Annotated in this window: 20 protein-coding genes; 2 read left to right on the top strand and 18 right to left on the bottom strand. The window is 27.8% G+C overall.

What is annotated here, in order from left to right; genetic code table 11:
* Positions 1-80: 80 nt before the first annotated feature.
* From JW646_RS11410 to JW646_RS11355, 12 genes are all read right to left on the bottom strand, one after another.
* Positions 81-1,049 carry a replication-relaxation family protein gene (locus tag JW646_RS11410; RefSeq protein ID WP_206925559.1) on the bottom strand — a complete coding sequence of 323 codons (969 nt, stop codon included), beginning with the start codon at positions 1,047-1,049 and terminating at the stop codon, positions 81-83.
* Between the two features lie 247 nt (positions 1,050-1,296).
* A complete protein-coding gene (locus tag JW646_RS11405) occupies positions 1,297-2,262 on the bottom strand; it encodes an SPFH domain-containing protein (protein ID WP_228415243.1) in 966 nt (321 codons plus the stop codon).
* A gap of 27 nt (positions 2,263-2,289) precedes the next feature.
* Positions 2,290-3,381, bottom strand: a complete 1,092-nt coding sequence (locus tag JW646_RS11400) for a hypothetical protein (RefSeq protein ID WP_228415242.1) — start codon at positions 3,379-3,381, stop codon at positions 2,290-2,292.
* A 75-nt stretch (positions 3,382-3,456) separates the two neighbouring features.
* Complete coding sequence (locus tag JW646_RS11395) at positions 3,457-4,146, bottom strand: PspA/IM30 family protein (RefSeq protein WP_228415241.1); 690 nt, start codon at positions 4,144-4,146, stop codon at positions 3,457-3,459.
* Between the two features lie 217 nt (positions 4,147-4,363).
* Positions 4,364-6,040 (bottom strand): formate--tetrahydrofolate ligase, encoded by a 1,677-nt coding sequence (locus tag JW646_RS11390; RefSeq protein ID WP_228415240.1) that lies wholly within the window; start codon positions 6,038-6,040, stop codon positions 4,364-4,366.
* A 291-nt stretch (positions 6,041-6,331) separates the two neighbouring features.
* The gene (locus JW646_RS11385) at positions 6,332-8,449 is read right to left on the bottom strand and encodes a PTS transporter subunit IIABC (protein WP_228415239.1); all 2,118 of its coding nucleotides are present in this window, start codon (positions 8,447-8,449) and stop codon (positions 6,332-6,334) included.
* Positions 8,450-8,707: 258 nt separating this feature from the next.
* Positions 8,708-9,463 (bottom strand): hypothetical protein, encoded by a 756-nt coding sequence (locus tag JW646_RS11380; RefSeq protein WP_228415238.1) that lies wholly within the window; start codon positions 9,461-9,463, stop codon positions 8,708-8,710.
* Between the two features lie 120 nt (positions 9,464-9,583).
* Positions 9,584-11,323 (bottom strand): bifunctional diguanylate cyclase/phosphohydrolase, encoded by a 1,740-nt coding sequence (locus JW646_RS11375; protein ID WP_228415237.1) that lies wholly within the window; start codon positions 11,321-11,323, stop codon positions 9,584-9,586.
* Positions 11,324-11,406: 83 nt separating this feature from the next.
* Positions 11,407-11,514 (bottom strand): cyclic lactone autoinducer peptide, encoded by a 108-nt coding sequence (locus JW646_RS11370; protein WP_228415236.1) that lies wholly within the window; start codon positions 11,512-11,514, stop codon positions 11,407-11,409.
* Positions 11,515-11,572: 58 nt separating this feature from the next.
* A complete protein-coding gene (locus JW646_RS11365; RefSeq protein WP_228415235.1) occupies positions 11,573-12,232 on the bottom strand; it encodes an accessory gene regulator ArgB-like protein in 660 nt (219 codons plus the stop codon).
* Positions 12,216-12,698, bottom strand: coding sequence for a hypothetical protein (locus JW646_RS11360; protein ID WP_228415234.1), 483 nt, complete (start codon positions 12,696-12,698; stop codon positions 12,216-12,218). Before JW646_RS11360 ends, JW646_RS11365 begins: the two co-directional genes overlap by 17 nt.
* Before the next feature lie 221 nt (positions 12,699-12,919).
* Positions 12,920-13,135, bottom strand: coding sequence for a small, acid-soluble spore protein, alpha/beta type (locus tag JW646_RS11355; RefSeq protein ID WP_228415233.1), 216 nt, complete (start codon positions 13,133-13,135; stop codon positions 12,920-12,922).
* A 154-nt stretch (positions 13,136-13,289) separates the two neighbouring features.
* On the opposite strand from JW646_RS11355, the gene JW646_RS11350 reads away from it, so the two are divergent.
* Entirely contained in the window at positions 13,290-13,661 is a 372-nt protein-coding gene (locus tag JW646_RS11350) for a hypothetical protein (RefSeq protein ID WP_206925549.1), read from the top strand.
* Between the two features lie 81 nt (positions 13,662-13,742).
* Here the strand turns inward: JW646_RS11350 and cls are convergent, their stop codons facing one another.
* Positions 13,743-15,272, bottom strand: coding sequence for a cardiolipin synthase (gene cls / locus JW646_RS11345; RefSeq protein ID WP_228415232.1), 1,530 nt, complete (start codon positions 15,270-15,272; stop codon positions 13,743-13,745).
* A 128-nt stretch (positions 15,273-15,400) separates the two neighbouring features.
* Positions 15,401-16,564 carry a class I SAM-dependent methyltransferase gene (locus tag JW646_RS11340; RefSeq protein WP_228415231.1) on the bottom strand — a complete coding sequence of 388 codons (1,164 nt, stop codon included), beginning with the start codon at positions 16,562-16,564 and terminating at the stop codon, positions 15,401-15,403.
* Between the two features lie 182 nt (positions 16,565-16,746).
* Between JW646_RS11340 and JW646_RS11335 the strand changes: the two genes are divergently transcribed.
* A complete protein-coding gene (locus JW646_RS11335) occupies positions 16,747-17,721 on the top strand; it encodes a tocopherol cyclase family protein (RefSeq protein ID WP_228415230.1) in 975 nt (324 codons plus the stop codon).
* Between the two features lie 41 nt (positions 17,722-17,762).
* Here JW646_RS11335 and JW646_RS11330 read toward each other — a convergent pair whose 3' ends face one another.
* The 4 genes from JW646_RS11330 to JW646_RS11315 all read right to left on the bottom strand — a co-directional run bounded on the left by JW646_RS11330 (position 17,763) and on the right by JW646_RS11315 (position 21,359).
* A complete protein-coding gene (locus JW646_RS11330; RefSeq protein ID WP_074919855.1) occupies positions 17,763-18,968 on the bottom strand; it encodes a patatin-like phospholipase family protein in 1,206 nt (401 codons plus the stop codon).
* Between the two features lie 116 nt (positions 18,969-19,084).
* The gene (nrdG, locus tag JW646_RS11325; protein ID WP_074919856.1) at positions 19,085-19,594 is read right to left on the bottom strand and encodes an anaerobic ribonucleoside-triphosphate reductase activating protein; all 510 of its coding nucleotides are present in this window, start codon (positions 19,592-19,594) and stop codon (positions 19,085-19,087) included.
* Positions 19,595-19,644: 50 nt separating this feature from the next.
* Positions 19,645-20,508, bottom strand: coding sequence for an FAD-dependent thymidylate synthase (gene thyX / locus JW646_RS11320; protein ID WP_074919857.1), 864 nt, complete (start codon positions 20,506-20,508; stop codon positions 19,645-19,647).
* Complete coding sequence (locus JW646_RS11315) at positions 20,508-21,359, bottom strand: bifunctional 5,10-methylenetetrahydrofolate dehydrogenase/5,10-methenyltetrahydrofolate cyclohydrolase (RefSeq protein ID WP_228415229.1); 852 nt, start codon at positions 21,357-21,359, stop codon at positions 20,508-20,510. The genes thyX and JW646_RS11315 overlap by 1 nt, the downstream gene beginning before the upstream one ends.
* Between the last annotated feature and the right edge of the window lie 2 nt (positions 21,360-21,361).

The raw sequence follows: 21,361 nt of genomic DNA, 5'->3' as shown, positions 1-21,361 counted from the left end.
ATATCTTATTTTTATACAATAATTTTAAAATTTAGTAATAAAAAATCACCATGGACAAATTTTATCCATGGTGATTTCTATTAGCATTTAAATAAAAATGAAAATAAGTTCTTTTTACTTTGCTTTTCCTCTAATGCAAAGAATGCTTCTTTTAAGCTATATAGTAATATTCTATCAAAAGTGAATATTATATCTATATTAACTTCATCTTGTCTGCTCTTAATCATACTCATGATTTCTAGCATATGATCGTAAGACTCACCTTGTACTATTAAGTTTGGCTTTTCACTAAATTTAATATTTAAGTTATCATAATGTTCAATTACATTCTCATATCTACGTAACTTGTTTAGAAATTCTTCTTTCCAATTATCCGTTTTTCTAACAACTTCTATTAGATAAGTTTTTCCACCATTTGTTAATATAGACTGAGGTCTCACTATGCAATTTCTTATGTTTTCATTTAGTATTATTTTAGAAACTTTAAATTCTGTATCTTTTACCATAACTTGTGTTAATAGTTGATTTGATGCTAGTAAACACTTAATCTTTGCAGTTTTAATTTCGCTTACATATCCTTGTGAATATGTTTTCCTGTCCAATGCTCTTAATAATCCTATCCCATGATACCCTAAATAATAAGCTTTATATGAACTTGTACTATTATCTGATACAAACTCAATTTGCTTTATAAAGCTTTTCTCCTTCAATCTTGTCAGTTTTCTAGCTACTGATTTTGATTCTACATCTGCCCCACTTTTATTTAGATATGTAGTAATCTGTAGAGAAGTTGCAAAAACTAAATTATTAATAGCGAATAATATCATTTTTTCCACTTCACCAATGTGTCCCTTTTCCAATAAAAAATCCACTTCTGATTTTGATGTAGTTCTCTTTGGCCTATTGATTTTATGATTGTCCCCTTTATAAGATGCAAATGGTGATAATTTAGTTTCAATATACTCTTCATTTGGATTTTTTAAATCTACTGCTGTACAGTACTTTCCTATAGGTGAAACCAACTCTGTACTTTTTCTTTTGTTCCTCATAATACTCCCCCCCTGATGTGTCTAGGAAACATAATTAATGCTTCCATTAAATAGCATATTTATATTATAATATTTTTTAATATATTTTACATTTATAATTATTTAAAATTAAATAAAATTTTTATTTTTCGTTTATTTTAGTAAGATATATTATTATTTTTTTCATATTTGAATAACTCAATTATATTTTAGTATAGATACCAATAAAAAAGATATAAGTTTTATATAACTTATACCATCTTTATTGTTAAACTAACTTTGTTCCACAATTAGGACAGAAATTAGACCCTTCATTTTTTGTTCCACAGTTTGGACAAAAGTTAGGTTTTGTTCCTTCTGATGAACTTTTTTGGGTTTCATTGTTTTGTGGCTTTTTATTTATATTTTCCACCATTTGTTGACCCATCATCATTCCAACTTGCATTCCTGCCATATCAGATGCCATAGATCCTCCAGAACCACCTTTTGATAAAGAGTCTGCCATGGCAACTTGAGTATATTTATTAATATCACCAACCATGCTATGAGATGCAGCTTTTGTAGCCATTTCTTGTATCTCTTTTGGATATGATACACTGGATATAGTGAAGTTTGTAATAGCTATTCCTATCTTCTCCATCTCCATATCTAAATCTTCTTGTATTCCCTTAGATATTTCGAATGCATTAGCTTGAAGATTAAAAATATCTTTACCTTCTTTTACTATCCATTTCATAATAACTTGATCTAACATGGACATAATACGTGATTTTACATCTTCCATGGTAAATTGTTTTTTAATCCCCGCAATTTTATCAATTAGTACTTCATAATCTGATATCTTACAGCAGAATGTGCCAAAGGATTTTATTGGCATTCCCCCTTGAAGTCCTGGTGCTGGTATATTAATAGCATTTTTCGTACCCCATTTTACTGTTAATTCTTTTGTATTAACAAATAAAACTTCAGCTCTAATTCCACTATTAAACCCAAATCTAAATCCTTTTAATGTTGATAAAAAAGGAATTATTTCTGATTCCATATCGAAGCTTCCTTCATCCTTAAAAATTCCTTCTATTTTACCATTATACATAAAGATAGCATCTTGCCCCATTCTAACAACTAGTTTACTACCTTTTTTTATTTCTTTATTGTCCCATTTCCAAAATAGCATATCATCTCTAAATTCTTCCCATTCAACTACATTGGAAAATTGGTTACTAAATAGTCCCATATTATTAACCTCCTAAAACATTCTTTCTTACAAAAAAGAAACAGTTTCATCTTTAACTAATTCACTATGCTGAATTTTTTCATTATTATTATAACTCACATCTTCTTGTGATGATGCTAAATAAATTCCAAATAGTATACCTAATATTACTATAACTATAGCTGCAATTTTAATAGGACTCTTTGGGTATTCGCCTTTAATTTTCCCAGTTTCTCCATTTATTAAAACATTATATTGTTTATCTTTGTATGTATAGGCAGTCGAATAAACAGGTATAAAAATATGCTTATATGTCTCATCTGAATAATAAGTATGAAGTCTTACTGAACAGACTCTATCATAGCGTCTTAACACATCTCTTTCAGCCATATAATGAATATCATTTCTCATTTTATTCATGGCATCACTATGCGCATCCTTTAAATCTATCGTATATATTTCTGAACAATAACCTGACATATAATCTGGTGAATATGATGCCACATCCTTTGTATTATATGACTCAATCCATCCCAAAAGATTTTTGCTTAATTTGTTTGATGCTCCCACTAAAACATCATCAAAAAAATGACTTATATGCCCACTGGTAGGATACCAATTTGTTTCTACCCTTGTATGTTTTTCACCTTCACTATCTTCATATTCTACTTCATAATTAATTCCACCCATTGCAGTATAGTTAGTACTTGTATCTGCATCAAATGTCCAATAAGGCATATAGATTCCTTGAACCTTATCCTTTTGATATAAAGTTTTTAAAACATTTGGAGCAAGCCATCTTTTTTTAATCCATTGACTAAATATAGATTCTACATGGTACTTATCTATTTTAAAAGGAATTACACCATCAGGAATTATGGACTCAGCTTGCTTTTGAGCTAACACATAGTGAGACCCACAATAGGGACAAGTAGTTGCTGTACTAGTTGCATCAACTTCTACCCTAGCTCCACACCCTTCACATTCCATACTTGTAGATGTTTTTTCCTCTACTTTTATTGTTTTAATTGCATGAATATCAAGATTATGTTCTATAACATCCTCTGGATTATTTTGTATTTCAACTTCAGTGCCACAGTTAGGACATTTTAAGGCTTGAGCTGTGGCATTAAATTCCATAACTCCTCCACATCCTTCACAATAATAAGACTTACTTATAAAATCACCCCCATAAAACATAATCTTTAAAAAATTTTATAATCCTAATTTATTTTTTAAAGCTTGCAATTCATCATCTACTTCAGAATTACTTTCTTTGTTATCATCATATTTACTCATTAAATCTTCTATACTTTCTTCTTCTTTTGAAGAATTTAATTCAGCCATTGCATTTGCTTCGTCTAACTGTTTATTTATTTTATCTTCCATTTTATCAAAGGCAGATAAATTTCCTTTTGCACCAGTTACACTTGAACCAATTTTATTTAATCTTTCTTGTGCTTTGGCAACTGCTAACTTAGCTTTTAGTTGATCTCTTCTTGCATTTAAATCACCTATATCTTTAACAAGTTTATCATGCATGCTTCTCATTTTTGTAGCATTATCTGCAGCTATATCATAAGATTGTTGTAAACTTTGTTGATTCTTAGATAATTGAGTTTTCTTTTCTAAGAATAGTTTTGCATCAGATTCATTTTGGGCTATTAAAGCCTTCTCAGCATAGTTTTGCATCTTATTTATCTGTTCATTGCATTCATCTAACTCTCTTTTAGCTCTTTTTTCCTCAGCCATTACAGATGCAGTTTCAGCTTTAACCTTTCCCAAATCACTTTCTAAATTTCTTAAGTATTGATCAACCATCTTTGATGGATCTTCTGCCTTATCCAATAATGCATTAATATTTGAAGACATTATATCTTTGAACCTTGTTATTATACCTGCCATTTAAAACCCTCCTATTTACAACTCTTTAATATGTAATAATTATTAAAAATTTTAGAGTAATATACCTACTTTTTTAAATAGTAGTAATATAAAAAGTATACCATATTACTTATAATTCTTTATAAGTTTAAACAAAAAAGTTGAACTCTATAAGAGTTCAACCTTAAATATTCCATTAAAATTACTTTATAGCATTTTTGAAATAAATTTGTGTAATTTAGAATAATCCAACTATAACACCATTTTCATCAATATCTATTCTTTCAGCTGCTGGCATTTTAGGTAATCCTGGCATTTTCATAATATCCCCTGTTAAAGCTATTATAAATCCAGCCCCAGCACTTATATTAATTTTTCTAACTGTTATTCTAAATTTTTCTGGCCTTCCTAATTTTGAAGGGTCATCTGTTAATGAGTATTGAGTTTTTGCCATGCATATAGGAAGATTAGCAAATCCTAATTTTTCTAAATTAGCAATTTCCTTTTCTGCTTCTTTAGTAAAATCTACACCTTCAGCTCCATATATTTTAGTAGCTATTTCATTTATTTTTTCTTTTATACTTCTTTCTAGTGAATATGCATATTCAAAATTATTTTCCTCTTGGCAAAGTCTTACTACTTCTTCAGCAAGGTCTATTCCACCTTCTCCACCTTTTGCCCATACCTGTGATAAAACCACATTTACACCTAAATCATTGCATCTTTCTTTTACTAAATCTATCTCCTCTTGGCTATCTGTTGGGAATTCATTAATTGCAACAACTGCTGGTAATTTAAACACTTTTGTAATATTTTCTACATGTTTTAATAAATTGGGCAGTCCAGCTTCTAAAGCTCCTAGATTTGTATCATTTAAGCAAGATTTATCCACACCTCCATTATATTTTAAAGCTCTTACAGTAACTACAATTACTACTGCATCTGGCTTTATATCTGCCATTCTGCATTTTATATCTAAGAATTTTTCTGCTCCTAAATCTGCTCCAAAACCACCTTCTGTTACAACGTAGTCTGCAAAATTCATAGCCATCTTTGTAGCTATTATAGAGTTGCATCCATGAGCAATATTGGCAAATGGTCCTCCGTGAACAAGTACTGGTGTACCTTCTAAAGTTTGAACTAGATTAGGCTTTAAAGCATCTTTTAATAAAGCTGCCATTGCTCCGTTAGCATTTAGTTCTTTAGCTGTTACAGGTAAATTTCCATAAGTATATCCAATAATTATATTACCTAACTTTTCTTTTAATTCGCTAATATTATTAGCTAAGCAGAAAGCTGCCATAACTTCTGATGCTACAGTTATATCGAACCCGTCCTCTCTAACTATGCCATCAACCTTTCTGCCCATACCGCAAACTATATTTCTTAATTGTCTATCATTCATATCTACACATCTTCTCCAAGTTATAGTTCTTGGATCAATATTTAATTTATTACCTTGATGTATATGATTGTCTATCATTGCTGCTAGTAAATTATTTGCTGCTCCTATTGCATGAAAATCTCCTGTGAAGTGTAAGTTTATATCTTCCATTGGTATAACTTGAGCATAACCTCCACCAGCGGCTCCACCTTTTATACCAAACACAGGTCCTAAAGAAGGTTCTCGTAGTGCAACAATTGAGTTTTTGCCAATCTTTTGTAATCCGTCTGCTAAACCTATTGTGGTTGTGGTCTTTCCTTCTCCTGCTGGAGTTGGATTTATTGCTGTAGTTAAAATTAACTTGGCATTTTTATCTTTTTTATGTGTTTTTAATAAATTATAGTCAATTTTAGCCTTATATTTCCCATAAAATTCTAGTTCATCTTCATTTAGACCTAATTTTTTACCGATTTCTCTAATATGTAGAGGTTTTGATTCCTGTGCTATTTCTATATCTGATTTAAAAGTCATTACATTTATCCTCCAATATATTACAATTATTTAACTATATTATAAAATAATTTGTAAAAATAGTATATATAAAAAACATATTTTATGAACATTTTTCATATTTCTTAAATTAAAATACGTTATTTTGCAAACATTATTCATTTTATAATTTTATTTAATATGATTAATACCCCTATTTGTACTTTTTTACACTAAATAATTAAATATGTTTATATCTTTGCTAATAAATTTTATACTTTTCTATTTTACATATAAAAAAGATGTAGGTATTTAAACCTACATCTTTATAAACTATTTAACTGATATTAATTTATCTTTTTCTTTTACTGAACCTTTAGTTATAGATTCTACACCTTTATAACTATCCGTGTTAGTTACTATTACAGGTGTAACTGTTGGATATCCAGCTTCTTTTATTTTTTCTATATCAAATTCCACTAAAAGATCTCCTGCTTTAACTTGGTCTCCTGCCTTAACATGAGTAGTAAAATGCTTACCATTTAATTTAACAGTATCTAACCCTATGTGTATTAGTACTTCTACACCATTGTCAGAAGTTAATCCTACTGCATGCTTTGTATCAAATATTGTTGAAACCACTCCATCCACTGGTGATACTGCTCTGCCAACAGCTGGCTCTATGGCAACACCTTTTCCTAACATACCTTCAGAAAATACTCCGTCTCCTACTTCCTCTAAAGATATTGCATTACCTTCTATAGGTGCCACTATTATAGAATTATTTTCAACCTTATTTTCTTTTTTTTCTTCCTTAGCATCTACTGGATCTAAATCAGCTGCAACCTCAAGATTAACACCACTTGCTATAAAATCTTCTAAGTTTGATTTTATAACTGTAACTCTTGGTCCATATATAACTTGTATTCCATTACCTTTTATTATAACACCTGCTGCTCCACTTGATTTTAGTAAAGACTCACTCACTTTTGAAGAATCTTTTACAGTAACACGAAGTCTTGTAGCACAACAGTCTAAATCACTTAAATTATCTCGCCCACCTAAACCTTTTAATATCATAGCTGATATCTTATCGTCTTGATTTGATGAGTTTCCTGAACTTCCTTCTTTTTTAGCATTTACATCTGCTCTTGTATATAATTTTACTTCTTCTTCATCATCTCTACCAGGAGTTTTGAAGTTAAACTTCTTAATTAAGAAAGTAAATAAGAAATAGTAAACTGCAAAGTATATTAAACCAACCCATATTATATTAAGCCAATGTGTTTTAGCATTTCCTTGTAACACACCAAATAATGTTAAGTCTATTAAACCTCCAGAGAAAGTCATACCAACTCCAACATTTAGTATATGCATTATCATATATGCAGCTCCTGCAAACACTGAGTGTATTACATATAATATTGGAGCAACAAATAAGAATGTAAATTCAATCGGCTCAGTTATACCTGTTAACATTGCTGTTAATGCAGCTGATAATAATAAACCTCCGACAACTTTACGTTTTTCTGGCTTAGCACATTTATACATTGCAAGTGCTGCACCTGGTAAACCAAATATCATAAGTGGGAATTTACCAGACATAAATCTAGTAGCTTCTACACTAAACTGTACAGTAGACGGGTCTGCTAGTTGTGCAAAGAATATATTTTGAGCACCTTCTATTAGTTGTCCTCCTACCATTGCAGTACCACCAACAGCAGTTTGCCAGAATGGTAAGTAGAATACATGATGAAGTCCAAATGGTATTAAAGCTCTTTCCATAAATCCATATACCCAAGTTCCTGCATAACCTGAACTTTGTACTATATTACCAACTGAATAAATAGCATTTTGAACATTTGGCCATATATAGAACATTAATATACCAACAAATAAATAAGTTATTGCAGATATGATTGGAATAAATCTAGTTCCACCAAAGAATGATAATACTTGAGGTAACTCAATTTTGTAGAAACGATTATGTAGGGCTGCTACACCAAGTCCTACTATCATACCACCAAATACACCCATTTGAAGTGAATTTATACCCAATACACTTGCCGTAGAACCAGCTAACATAGCTTCTGTTCCACCATTAATGTTTATCATTGCGCCTATAGAAGCATGCATAATTAAGAATGCTATAGCTCCAGATAAAGCAGCTACTTCTTTTTCTTTTTTAGCCATACCTATTGCAACACCCATAGCAAATAATAATGGTAAGTTTGCAAATACAATATCTCCTGCATTACTTAATACTGTTAAGAATGCATTTATAGGTGTACCTGGTCCCATAACACCCATTAGTCCATAAGCCTTTAGCATTGTTTCATTAGTGAATGAACCACCAATTCCCAAAAATAAACCTGCTACCGGTAAAATAGCTATTGGTAGCATAAACGATCTACCTACACGTTGTAAAACACCAAATAGTTTGTCTTTCATTAATTTCTGACTCTCCCTTATTTAATATTTAATATTATATAATCGCTTTAACAATCATATATAGTTTACCTTAATTTCTATAATGATACTATCATAGCTTTAATAACCATGTCAATATTTTAATGCAACCGTTTGCACTATTATTTTTTATATTTATATTTATTTTTTTTTACAACTTAATCTTATATAATTTACCCATTTTATTTAATTTCAAACAAAATAAGTGCCCAAAATGAGCACTTATTTATAATATTATTTTTATTTCGATAATAAATCTAACATATCTTCCAGTTCATCATAGGGCATTTTATTTAAAGACATGCAATTATATAGCAATGTTCCCACTCCTTGAACTTTTATCTTAGAAGGATTTATTTGAACAAGATCCAAAACTAACTTTCCGCTTCCATTTAATATTGACTTTTGTATCATATCCAAAGTATCCTGTAAAATTCCTAATAGTTTATAGTCTCTTATGCCTAGCTTTGTATAGTCTTCTCGTTGCAATATTGGAATTTGAATAGTTTGAGATATTACATACATATTAATTAATTTAATTTGACAATAAGTTAATTGTCTAGATAATTTTATTAACCTATTGCACTCATCTATATCTAAATCATTTTTAAACATTATATTTCCAAGTAAATATCCATAATATTTTAACTTACTTTCCTCATGTTCGCTTTTAGAAGATGTAAGAATTCCGTCCATTATTTCTTCAGCCAAACTTTGATTATTTAAATTTTCTTCGAAAAAGTCTTTCTCTCTAATAAAATTATTATTGTCTATATTTTCTTTTATCATTTCTAATGAATAATATATTGTAATTAATATTTTTTTCATTTCTTTAGATGTATATGTATTTTCATATATGTCATTTATAAAATTTTCATATAGTTTATATATATCAACATTATAATCTTTATGTGACAATGTCTTTAGTATATTTTTAATATTATTTATCAATTGTTCATTTGACTCGAATATGTATTTAACTCCTAAATCTCCCATTTTTCTATCCCCTTTAAATATAATTTTATAACCTAAACTTAATTTAATTGTAGCAAAAACGTATTAATAAACAATATAAAAAGCTTTCTAAAAATAATTTAATTTTTAGAAAGCTTTTTATTATGCACTTCTATTAACATCGTTCATTAACGGTAAAATATTCCTTAGACAATCTGGTTCCTTTTTTTTTATCATATCACTTTGAAGCATATCTATAAATTTAGATACTAATTCCACATCAAAATGAGTTCCCGCGCATTTTTTTAACTCTATAATTGCTTGATTATAGTCTTTTCTTACATTATAAGGTCTTTTCGATGTCATAGCATCAAAACTATCTATTATAGTTAATACTCTAGCTAAATACGGAATCTCATTTCCTTTTATATTATTTGGATAACCGCTTCCATCATATTTTTCATGATGATACTTAATTACAGGAACCACAGCATTAAAGGCTTCTATATTACTGACTAAGTCAGCACCTAGCGTTGGATGTTGTCTTAAAATATTAAATTCACTTTGAGATAGCTTCTCTCTTTTATTTAATAGCTCTTTTGATATTTCTAACTTTCCTATATCATGTAAGTAAGCTGCTAGAAGTAAATCTTTTTTAGACTTTTCGTCCATATCCAAATACGTGGCAAATTTTTTAGCATAAATAACTACTCTTTCTGAATGACCATAAGTATATTTATCCTTTTTATTTATTTTGTTTAATATATTTGCAATGGATTCCAAAGCTTTTTTATCTATACTACTATCAATTTCATCTAGTATATTATAGTATCTTTCAACACGATTTTTATCAAAAGATTTTGCTCTATATAAAGCATTATCTGCAAGTTCAATTAATTGCTTTTTATTTTTAGCAACTTTTGGATAAGTGGATACACCAATTGATACAGTTATATTTTTATTAGGTTGAAGTTCCTGACCTGTAAAATATGTTTGTTGTATATTTTGACGTATTAGTTCACCTAAATTCAATGCCGCTTCTTCTGTTTGATCATACAAAATTATAGCGAATTCTTCTCCTCCATAACGTGCAACAACACCTAAATCATCAACTGTATTTCTTAATATTTCACCTAGTCTTGTAAGAAGCCAGTCTCCTTTTTGATGACCATTTATATCATTATAATTTTTAAAATTATCTATATCCATAAATAATAAAGAAACTTCTTTATCTTCTTTTTGAGAATCAGTTATATATGTATCTAATACATCTTGAAAACTTCTATGATTTAATAATCCTGTAAGTCCATCTTTTACTGCCAATTCTTTTAATTTTAAATTATATTCATTTTCAATATTAATATACAAAGAAAGAATAAAAGATGTTATTAATAAGGAACTTACTAGTATTATATCACCTTCAAAATGTCTTGCTGTATCCATATAACTAATTAACTGTGTATAATCTACATTTATTCGGTTAAATGCTAATATTATTAATGATACCGCTATAGTTATAGTAAAACTTATTTCTTTTTTATATTGTATAGAACATATTAATATTATAATTGTACTTATATATTTAAATGAACTATTTGAGCCGCCTGTTTTTGACATTAAAATAATAAATAATCCTAATAATATCAATATTTCTATTAAGTTATAAATAGTAGGCATATTAAGAAAATTTTTTTCCGTATCTCCATACATCATTTTTGAGCAAAATACCATAAATGGTCCTATACAACATACAAAAATAAGTACGATAAGTATACTTTCTGTATCTAATGACACATTATAATAACTTATAATATTTAAAGTAGCTAATATAATATATAAAAATTTTAATCCTACTAATATCTCTAGTATTTTTAATTTTCTTTCATAATCGAATTTATTCATATATATTCACCTATACGTATAATAATTTTGGAAATAATACAGCAAAAGAACCATAAGAAAATTCCCTATGGTTCTTTTTTCCATTATTCTTCTCTTAAAGATTTTGGAACTTCTGGTTCAAAGAATAGTACGAAACAATAAGAACTTGTATTCTTTGCAATTTTAGTGAAGAAATTAGCTAATATTCCCATATTTACATCTCCTTTGCAATGAGTTATATATTAACAAATAAACTGCTAATATTCATATTTAAATTTTAAGCTTTAACAAAGCTTTATCTAAAAATAAGATAAATTCACTTCCTATATTAGTCAACGACAAAGCTTGCACATATAAACCTAATATCATATATAGTACTATAGAATTTAAATTATAAATAAAGTAAATTGAGTTTAATAGTATATTAGATATAAATAATATTATGCATATAGAATATATAGAAAAAGCATTTTTTCTTAATCTTTTTCTTGTTTCTTCTTTTTTTAATGGTTTATTTTCACAGGGCACTGGACATTTTTTATATAAAATAATAAAAGAGTGAATCAATGCAATTGCGCATATAATATAAATATACTCATGCTTCATATCTATCACACTTTTACCTATTAATGTAAATATATAGGCTACTATTATTCCTGCTAATAAACATCTATTTGGACTTGAACAGTGTACCCCTCCAGAATTTCTTTTCATTAATGCACCAATCAAAGATATTACAATCATTTCAAACAATGTGTTAGTTAATATACCAAACACAATAGTAATTATAGTCGCTATGCTTATATGTAAAAATGTAAAAATTCCATATTTTAAAATTGCAAATTCTTCACTTGACTTATCTTTAGACTGACATAAGTAAAAAGCAAATTTACTAGAAAGATTTTCTGTTAAACTACTTATTTGGTTCAATACTACTCACTCCTTGAAATTTTCTTAAAATAAATTTCACTAAAATAGATAAAACAACAAATATAATAAGAGATGGCAAGCTATATATAGCTCCCATTATGGTATAATTATTTATTAATGAGGACTTTGGAACAGATAAAAAATCTACCAATATTTTTACATAAATACTTTCACTAAGTATCAAACATATAAATATTTTACATAATGCCATTATACAATTAATAAAAGTGTCTTTTGACATATCTACTAACATAAATAAAACAAGAGCCATACCTATAATAGTATGTATTCCAAAGCTAATTGGGAGCATTCTAATACCTGATTGAATTATTCCTAATATTAATGTCTTTTTTAGTAAAGTTTTTATTGATATTCGTAAATTTAAAAAATAACAACCCACCAATAAAACTATAGCACATTCTGGAAATGTTCTAACTAAAATATATTCTAACGGTGTACGTAACATAATTTTCTCCTTTATTTTTAACTATCACAACAAAATTGTAACACAAATATGGAAAATTTCTACATATTTTTCCTTTTTTTATTATATTTTTTTTACGTATAATTTTCTATTTATTTTACATCCATATGTTACTTAGAGCTTCAATTTACTCTATAAACATCTATATAACTATATCTTAGCATACAACCAATAAAAAAGACTGCATCTGCAGTCTTTTTTGTCTATTTATTATAATATTGTCTAATCAACTCCTCTTTTCCCATATTTACTAAAGATTTGCTCATTAACCCTCCTAAATCTCCACCTTTCTTTCCATTAGCATAAGAAGTTTTATCTCCTCCTGATGTATCAAGTTCCATATCTAATTCCTTTGCAATTTCCATTTTCATTTGATTTAAAGCTTCTCTTGCATTTGGATTTACAATTTTATTAGTCATAAAAACCTCCTATTATGCTTTTAATATTATTTTTAACAATTACTAACTCTATTATTTTGTAAATTTTGGTTAGATAATATTGCCATGATTTACATGTATGTAAATATTAATTTATAGTAAATCCTATAATTAATAATACAATGGAGGTGCTAATATGAATAATTTACATCTAAGTGATGATGAGTTAGTTGAAAATTTCCAAAGTGCCAGTCCTTGGTTTGTTGGTTTATATATGGAAACATTTCTAAATAATTTAAGTTTTCTATCTAACAGACAAACTAAAAATGAATTTACAGCTGATATACATAGATATGATCCCATATTAATTGATGAAAACATATTAGATATTTATATTAGGGTTGAATCATTATTAAATATAATTAAAGGGAATAGAGTTCTTGATGCATTAAAAATGGTCCTTGATTATGATACTGATACAATCTATGACATTTATGCCAGAGAAGAAGCAATTTACTTATTAGCGTTAATAAAAAATGGTAAAATTACTTTACCAGGTTATAATTAGATCAAAAATTAACGCTGTTAATAATAAATTTTATATTTATTATTAACAGCGTTTTATCAGTTGTGTTCTAGTTTAAATATTCTACATAAGTGGTGCAAACACTCTAAGTATTGCTTGCCATAAGGCATACCTTCTTCCCGCCCTTATATCTTCTTCAGTAAATTCTCTACTTTTGGAAATTGTATCTAAAGCGTCTTCTTTAATATCATTTAAGCATTTACATTTGTATAAATACACACCACATTCAAAATGTAAATATAAACTTCTATAGTCCATATTTATTGTACCTACTGTTGCAATTTCGTCATCACAAACAAATACTTTGGCATGAATAAATCCTGGTGTATATTCATAAATCTTTACCCCAGCCCTTATTAATTGAGGGTAATAAGATCTAGTAAGTTTAAATACCGTCTTCTTGTCTGGTATTCCTGGTGTTACTATTTTTACGTCTACTCCCTTTTTAGCTGCTAAACAAAGAGCTGTCATCATTTCATTATCAATAATTAAATATGGTGTAAAAATATATACATAGTTTTTTGCACTATTTATAATATTTAGGTATACATTTTCTCCTACAACCTCTTCATCTAAAGGTGAATCTCCATAAGGTTGTACAAATCCATCACTTATTGTAGTTTCAAGTTGGTGTACTTCTGGTTTATAAATAGAGAAGTCTTCGTCTGTTTGTCTAGTAGAATTCCACATTTCTAAAAACATCATAGTTAAGTTCCATACACCTTGTCCTTTTAACATAACCCCTGTATCTTTCCAATGACCAAATCTAACTTTTTCATTAATATACTCATCAGCTAAATTTATACCACCTGTAAATCCTGTATGTCCATCTATTACTGTGATTTTACGATGGTCCCTGTTGTTCATAACAAGGGATAATAAAGGTTTAAAAGGATTAAAAGCAATACACTTTATTCCCTTTTTCTCTAAAATTTTATCATATCCATAAGGAAGAAGAGATATACAACCCATATCGTCATACATAAGTCTTACGTCTAACCCTTCTTTAGCTTTTTGTTCTAGTATTTCCAAAATACCATCCCACATCTTACCTTCTTCTATTATGAAGTATTCCATAAATATATATCTTTTTGCTTTTTTTAGTTCTTTAATTAAATCCTCATAGTTATCCTCTCCAACACTATAGTATTTAACCTCTGTGTTTTTGTTCATAGGATAACCAGCTGAGTTATTTATATAATTCATATGACCATATACTGTTTTATTATCTTTTTTTACTTCTTCTGCTATGTCTTTATTTTGTTTTAAGTATTTACTTGTCTTTTCCTGAACTTTCTCTAAACGATGTCTCATTTCTTTAGAAGGCTTTTTATTACCTAATATAAGATATAATATACCTCCTGCTATATTAAAAATTAATATTGGTATAATCCAAGCTAATTTATAGGCTGGATTATCACTTTTATTTATAATCCATAGTACTACTAAAGCACTTATAGCAGTACACATAATAGGTGTTATTGCTGAAAAATGACTGAATTTTACTAATAAAGATAAAAATATGCCAAGTTGAATAGCAATCATCAACCCAATGACTACCATTCTGCTAAATAATAACCTCAATATCTTCATGAATTTTCTCCCTTCAAAATTATATATAATAAAACATAATTTTTTAAATTATAACATAAGTGAATTTTTAATAAAACTGTTTATTACATTTATAAAACTCAAGAACAATAGTCCTTGAGTTTTTATATCTAAATTAATTTATCTTCTTTTAGTAAATTGTACAAAGTTGGATTAAAATTAAATTCTTTCATTAATGCTTGTACTTGTTGTAAAGATTTTTCTTTTTTATCTTTTGATAAATTACATTTTGATGCTCTTACTAAAATATTTTTAGGAGAATGTGATATGTCAATGAATTCTAATAATTGAGCTTTATATCCTACACATTCTAATAAATTACCTCTCACTGAATCTGTCATAAGAGCTGCCACTCTTTCTTGTATAATACCATACTTATTTAAAATATCTAAGTTTTCTGCCTTCATTTGATGATTAAATTCATGTTGACAACAAGGTACAGAAAATATCATTTTTGCATTCCACTTAATTGCATTGTATAATGCGTAGTCGGTTGCTGTATCACAAGCATGAAGAGTAATAACCATGTCTACCTTATTATTATATTTAAAGCCATTTATATCTCCAAGTTCAAAATGTAAATTATCAAACTTGTATTTTTTTGCTATTTCATTACATTTTTTTATTACATCTTCTTTTAAATCCAATCCTATCATTTTTACATTTATCTTTTTAATTTCTACGAAATAATAATAAAGGACAAAAGTTAAATATGATTTTCCACAACCAAAGTCTAATATTGTTAACTCTTCATAATTGTTTTTCTTAATTTCATCATCTATTATTTCAATAAATCTATTTATTTGCTTATACTTATCATATTTTGAATTTACAACTTTACCCTCTTTAGTGAAAACTCCTAAGTCAATAAGCGGTTGAATAATCATACCTTCTTTAAGGATATAGTTTTTTTCTTTGTTATGCCCTTTGTTAACTACATTTTCATTATTATTTTTCTTTTTACCTAAAAATACTTTACCTTTTTTAGATATTTTTACATCATAAGCTGTATTATTCGACCAAGCATTTAATTGTTTGAAGTCTTCCTTCATATATTCTAGCATTTTATTACTTAAGTCTTTTATCTCTATATTTTCATGAAATACTTGCTTGTCTGTAAATTTTTCTATTTGGTAATATTCTTTGTTATTTTTTTCTTTTAACTGAAAAGCTATTTTATTATATTTTATCTCTTTATTCTTTTTATTACTTATAACGACTTTTATTATATTATCTTTACACATTTCGTTTATTATCTTAATTGTATCTTCCATTCATATCACCTATTTTTTCATTTTCTTTATTGTACTACTTATTATACCATTAAGTATTATTGTATAATTAAATTTTTTATATACTTATAAGACTTTTTATGTAAATATTAAAGATATTTGTTGTTTTTGTTATATTTTTTCTTATTTTTCATATTAATAATGATATAAGCAGGAGGTATATTATGAAAGAAACTTTTAAGCCCCATTTATATCATGGAAAACACAAAAACAAAAACTTCTTCGAGGGATGGTATTTTAAAATAGTCGACAAAAAAAATGATTATAAACTTGCCATAATTCCTGGTATTTCTTACGGTAATAACGAAGATGAACATCACTCTTTTATACAAATTTTAAATGGAAAAGAATCTACTTTTAATTATTTATCTTATGATGTAAATGATTTTAGATATAATAATAAGAGATTTAGGATATGTATTAATTCTAATATTTTTTCTTTAGAAAACATAAGTCTCTCTATAAATTCTAATGATCTAAATATTCATGGTAATCTAATATTAAAAAATTTAGTAAAATGGCCTGGTAGCATTGTTAATCCTGGTAGTATGGGATTTTATAATTATTTAAAATTTATGGAATGCTACTCTCATGTATGCGCTTTGAATGGATCTATTGTTGGAGAGTTAAATATTAATGGTATAGATGTGAATTTTACATCAGGAAAAGTATATATTGAAAAAAATTGGGGTAAAAGCTTTCCAAAATCTTGGTTATGGATTCAAAGTAACTCTTTTAAAAGCAGAAAGGCTTCTATAACTTGCTCAGTAGGAACTATACCTTTTCCCATAAAGGATTTCACCGGATTTCTTATAGGTCTCACTTTAGAAAATGAGTTCTATAGTTTCACTACAATTAACCATAGTAAAATTAATATACAAAATCTTGGCGATGATATTGCTTTAACAGTAACTAAAAAGAACCTTAAATTAACTATTAAAACTTATACAAAGCCAAAAGATTTTTTAGTATTAAAGGCGCCTAATCAAGGTTCCATGACATCTACTGTAAAGGAAACTATAAATGGTCAAGTATATATACTTCTAGAAGACACTAAAACAAATAAAAAAATATTTGAAGATATAGGTCTTAGTACCGGGGTAGAATATGGTGGAAATTTTTCTTCACTTTTCAAATAAAAAAAGTAGATAAGTTTGCAAAATACAAACTTATCTACTTTTTATTTCTCATCTTCTAACATACATAATAATTTTTCATTTATTATGTTCATATCTACTTGGGTAATATTTTCAATAGCTTTTCTTTTTAATCCTCTTAGACTAATTTGCACCTTTTTATGAAAGCTACTTTCTTTTTCATTATCTTTTATTATATTAAAAAAATCTGATAAGGAATATATTTTAAATTTTTCTACTTCCCTTTCCTTTGCCATATTTTCTAATAGTGCGATAATAATATCTTGATAATTATCTTCTTTCTTTAAATTTAAATACTTCGATAAATTGGGCAATATAAATTCAAATAGCATTCTTTTGGGCGGAATATCTTCTAGACCCATACTTATTCCTATATCTATAATCAATTCATCAGGTAATTCTAAAAGTTTGCTAAAAATTAAATCATCATCTATTGGTTCTATATAATATTCTCTTCCTTTTAACTTTCTTATAGCCTTAATTGCATCATAGTAACCCAGTTTAATATTTCTATGGGCTAAATCTTTTGTAAAAATAAAAGTTCCACCTAAATCCATAGACGGCTGAATTTCAACTACATTTGCACTTTCATCAATATGTTTTAATTTTCTACTAGAATTTAATCTTATGGCTATTATTTTGTCATAATTTTTTTTTGATAAAAGATTTACAGGGCAATTATCATAAAGCCCTCCATCTAAGTATGCTTTCCCATCTAAAGGTTCCATTTTTAGACCTGGATATCTGGCACTTGCCATTATGAAATCTTTTATTTTTCCATTTGGAATATCTTCTTTAAAGACCTCTATTGGGCTTAAAGGTCCCAATTCCACTGTAACAAGACCAAAGTCCATATTGCTATTTCTTAATTTTTCCTCATCAATTAATTCATCTACAACTTTTCTTAAGTTGTCTGTATCAATGCCCCTATTAGTGATTATTCTTTTTGCTTCACTAGAAAAATAGGTTATGGTTTTTATATTAAGATTTCGATTTATTACATTGGCCATATGCCTATCCTCTATATCAAACAGTTGTTGTGGCGTAACATTGCTCCACATTTCAAAACATTTTTCAAAATCTCCTTGAGCAACCATGGCTGCATTAAAAGCTCCAATAGAAGTTCCTACTATTCCATCTATCTCATACCCCTCTTCTAATAACGCTTTAATAGCTCCAACATGAAATGCACCCCTTGCACCTCCACCTTCTAATGCTACTCCTAACATAAACTCTCATCTCCCCTATTAAGAGTACTTTTCTTCTTTATTTATATTATATCAACTTGTTAGATTTATAAGTAATTTAAAATAAAAAAAGAAGCTATTTAATAGCTCCTTTTTTATTATTTATTTTCTAAATCAAATAATATTAATTTATTTTCTTTTAATGTTTCTTTAACATTTATAACTCTTTGGTTTGATGATCCTCTTAGTGTAAGAGATATATTTTTTCTCTCTTCTTCAAACTTGCCATCTACTAAAACATCTGCATATTTTAAAATTTCTTTTTGAAATTCATTAAAGTTTTCAACAGTATAGCCCGTCCATAAATATATTTTCTTTTCTGGGTATTTATTTTTAAATTTCTTACATACATAAATAACCCCCTCAATATTCTCAGGACAAAGAGGCTCCCCTCCTAATATGGATAAATCTCTCTTTATATTATGTTTATCAATGTTATCCATAATATAACTTAGTTTTTCCTCAGTAAATTCTTCACCATCTGTAAAACTCCAAGTTTCACTATTAAAACAGCCTTTGCACTTGTGAGGGCATCCTTGGGTCCAAAGAGACATAGTAATTCCAAATCCATTTGCTATATCATTATCTTTAATTCTATTTATTCTCATATTATTATGCTCCTTTTAGTATCTGCATTTTATAAATTTAAAAGTTAACCTTATTTATTCTTTTTTTCATAAGGCATCATACAGCACATAGACCCTTCTGGACATGGCCCAAATTGGCAACTTGCACCAAGAGTTTTTCCAAGTAAAGGACTTACTTTTTCTACTTCTGCTACCATAGTCCATGCTAATTCATTTATTTCTTCTTGTGCTCTTCTGCAACATCTATGATGACAGAAGTTTATTAAGCTTCTTAAGTTCATTGTGCAGATTATTTTTGTTTCACAAGCATTTGGGAATATATATCTAGCGTTTTCAATTGCTTTCTTCTCTAAAGTTGAACATAGTTTCTTATATGATGTTCTTAATGTGTCTACAAACTTTTTACAAGATTTATTTTCGTTTTTCCATGATTCAAATTCATCTTTATCTATATTACATTTTTTTAATTGAATATCTACTAGTTTACCATATTGATCTTTATTATAAATATAATCATATATTAATTTATCAACTATATCATCATATAGTCTTTGGCTATCTTCCATATGATTTTTATAACTTTGCTCAAGTATAGGGTTGTTTTTTATATCTTGAGGGATTACATATTCAAACTGAGTTTCTTTAACATACCTTTGAGACTGTTGACTATAAGATGCGATTCTATGTCTAACTAATTGATGTGTTAAACTTCTTGAAACTCCTTCTATTGCAAAAGTAAAGCTAGTATGTTCTAACACACTGCCATGACCAATAGAAGTAATCATATTTACAAATCTTTCAACACTTTCTGGTGTTTGCTTTTCCATTAAATCATCAATATTTGATGGCGAATAACAAAGTTTCCCTGCTGTAGCTACAACAAGCTCAGGATTCATTGTATGAGATATAAGTTTTACTTTTAATTTTGTTTCCATTATTTATTCTCCCCTTTTTCAGCAATCTCTATTGTTTGTTCAATTAATTCTATAACAGTCATTTGACCTACTCCATTTGGTACAGGAGTCAAATGACACTGTTTTTCATTTACTATAATATCATAATCTTCTTTAGACACGTCTCCACACATTTTTCCTGATTCATTAAAGTTAATTGATACATCTATTATTGTCGTATTATTAGAAAAATCTTGTGCACTTAAGAAGTTAGCTCTTCCTACTGCTGTAACAACTATATCTGATGATGAAATTTTTTCCTTCAAGTTTTTAGTTTTACTATGAGCTATAGTCACTGTGGCATTTTCTTGTAAAAACAATTGTGCTAATGGCTTTCCAACTATGTTAGAACGATTTATTATAAGAACATCCTTACCTTCCATATCGATTTTAAATTCTTTTAATAAAGTCATTATACCTCTAGGAGTACATGCCACATTCCCCTCCAAATTAAGAGATAATTTACCCATATTTCCTATTGTAAATCCATCTACATCTTTTTCATCTTCTATAAGATTTGTAAGATAATCTTCATTTAAGTGTTTTGGTATAGGTAATTGTAATAAAATCCCTGTAACATCTTTATCTTTATTTAAATCTATAATAATTTTTTCTACTTCATCTTGGCTAATATTTTCATCCAAATGAATTATTTTTGAACTTATTCCAATTTCTTCACATTTTTTAACTTTATTTGACACATACTTTCCACTGGCAAAGTCTTCTCCTACTCTAATAATTACTAGAGAAGGTTTTTTACTTAATTTATTTACTCTCTCTTTTAATTGTCCTACCTTTTTTGTTACTAATTGTCTTGCATCTAGTAATGTCATTT

This window comes from Terrisporobacter hibernicus (assembly GCF_020809405.1).
Lineage (GTDB): Bacteria > Bacillota > Clostridia > Peptostreptococcales > Peptostreptococcaceae > Terrisporobacter > Terrisporobacter petrolearius.
The sequence above is the reverse complement of the archived record's forward strand: the minus strand, read 5'-3'. Positions and strand labels throughout refer to the sequence as shown.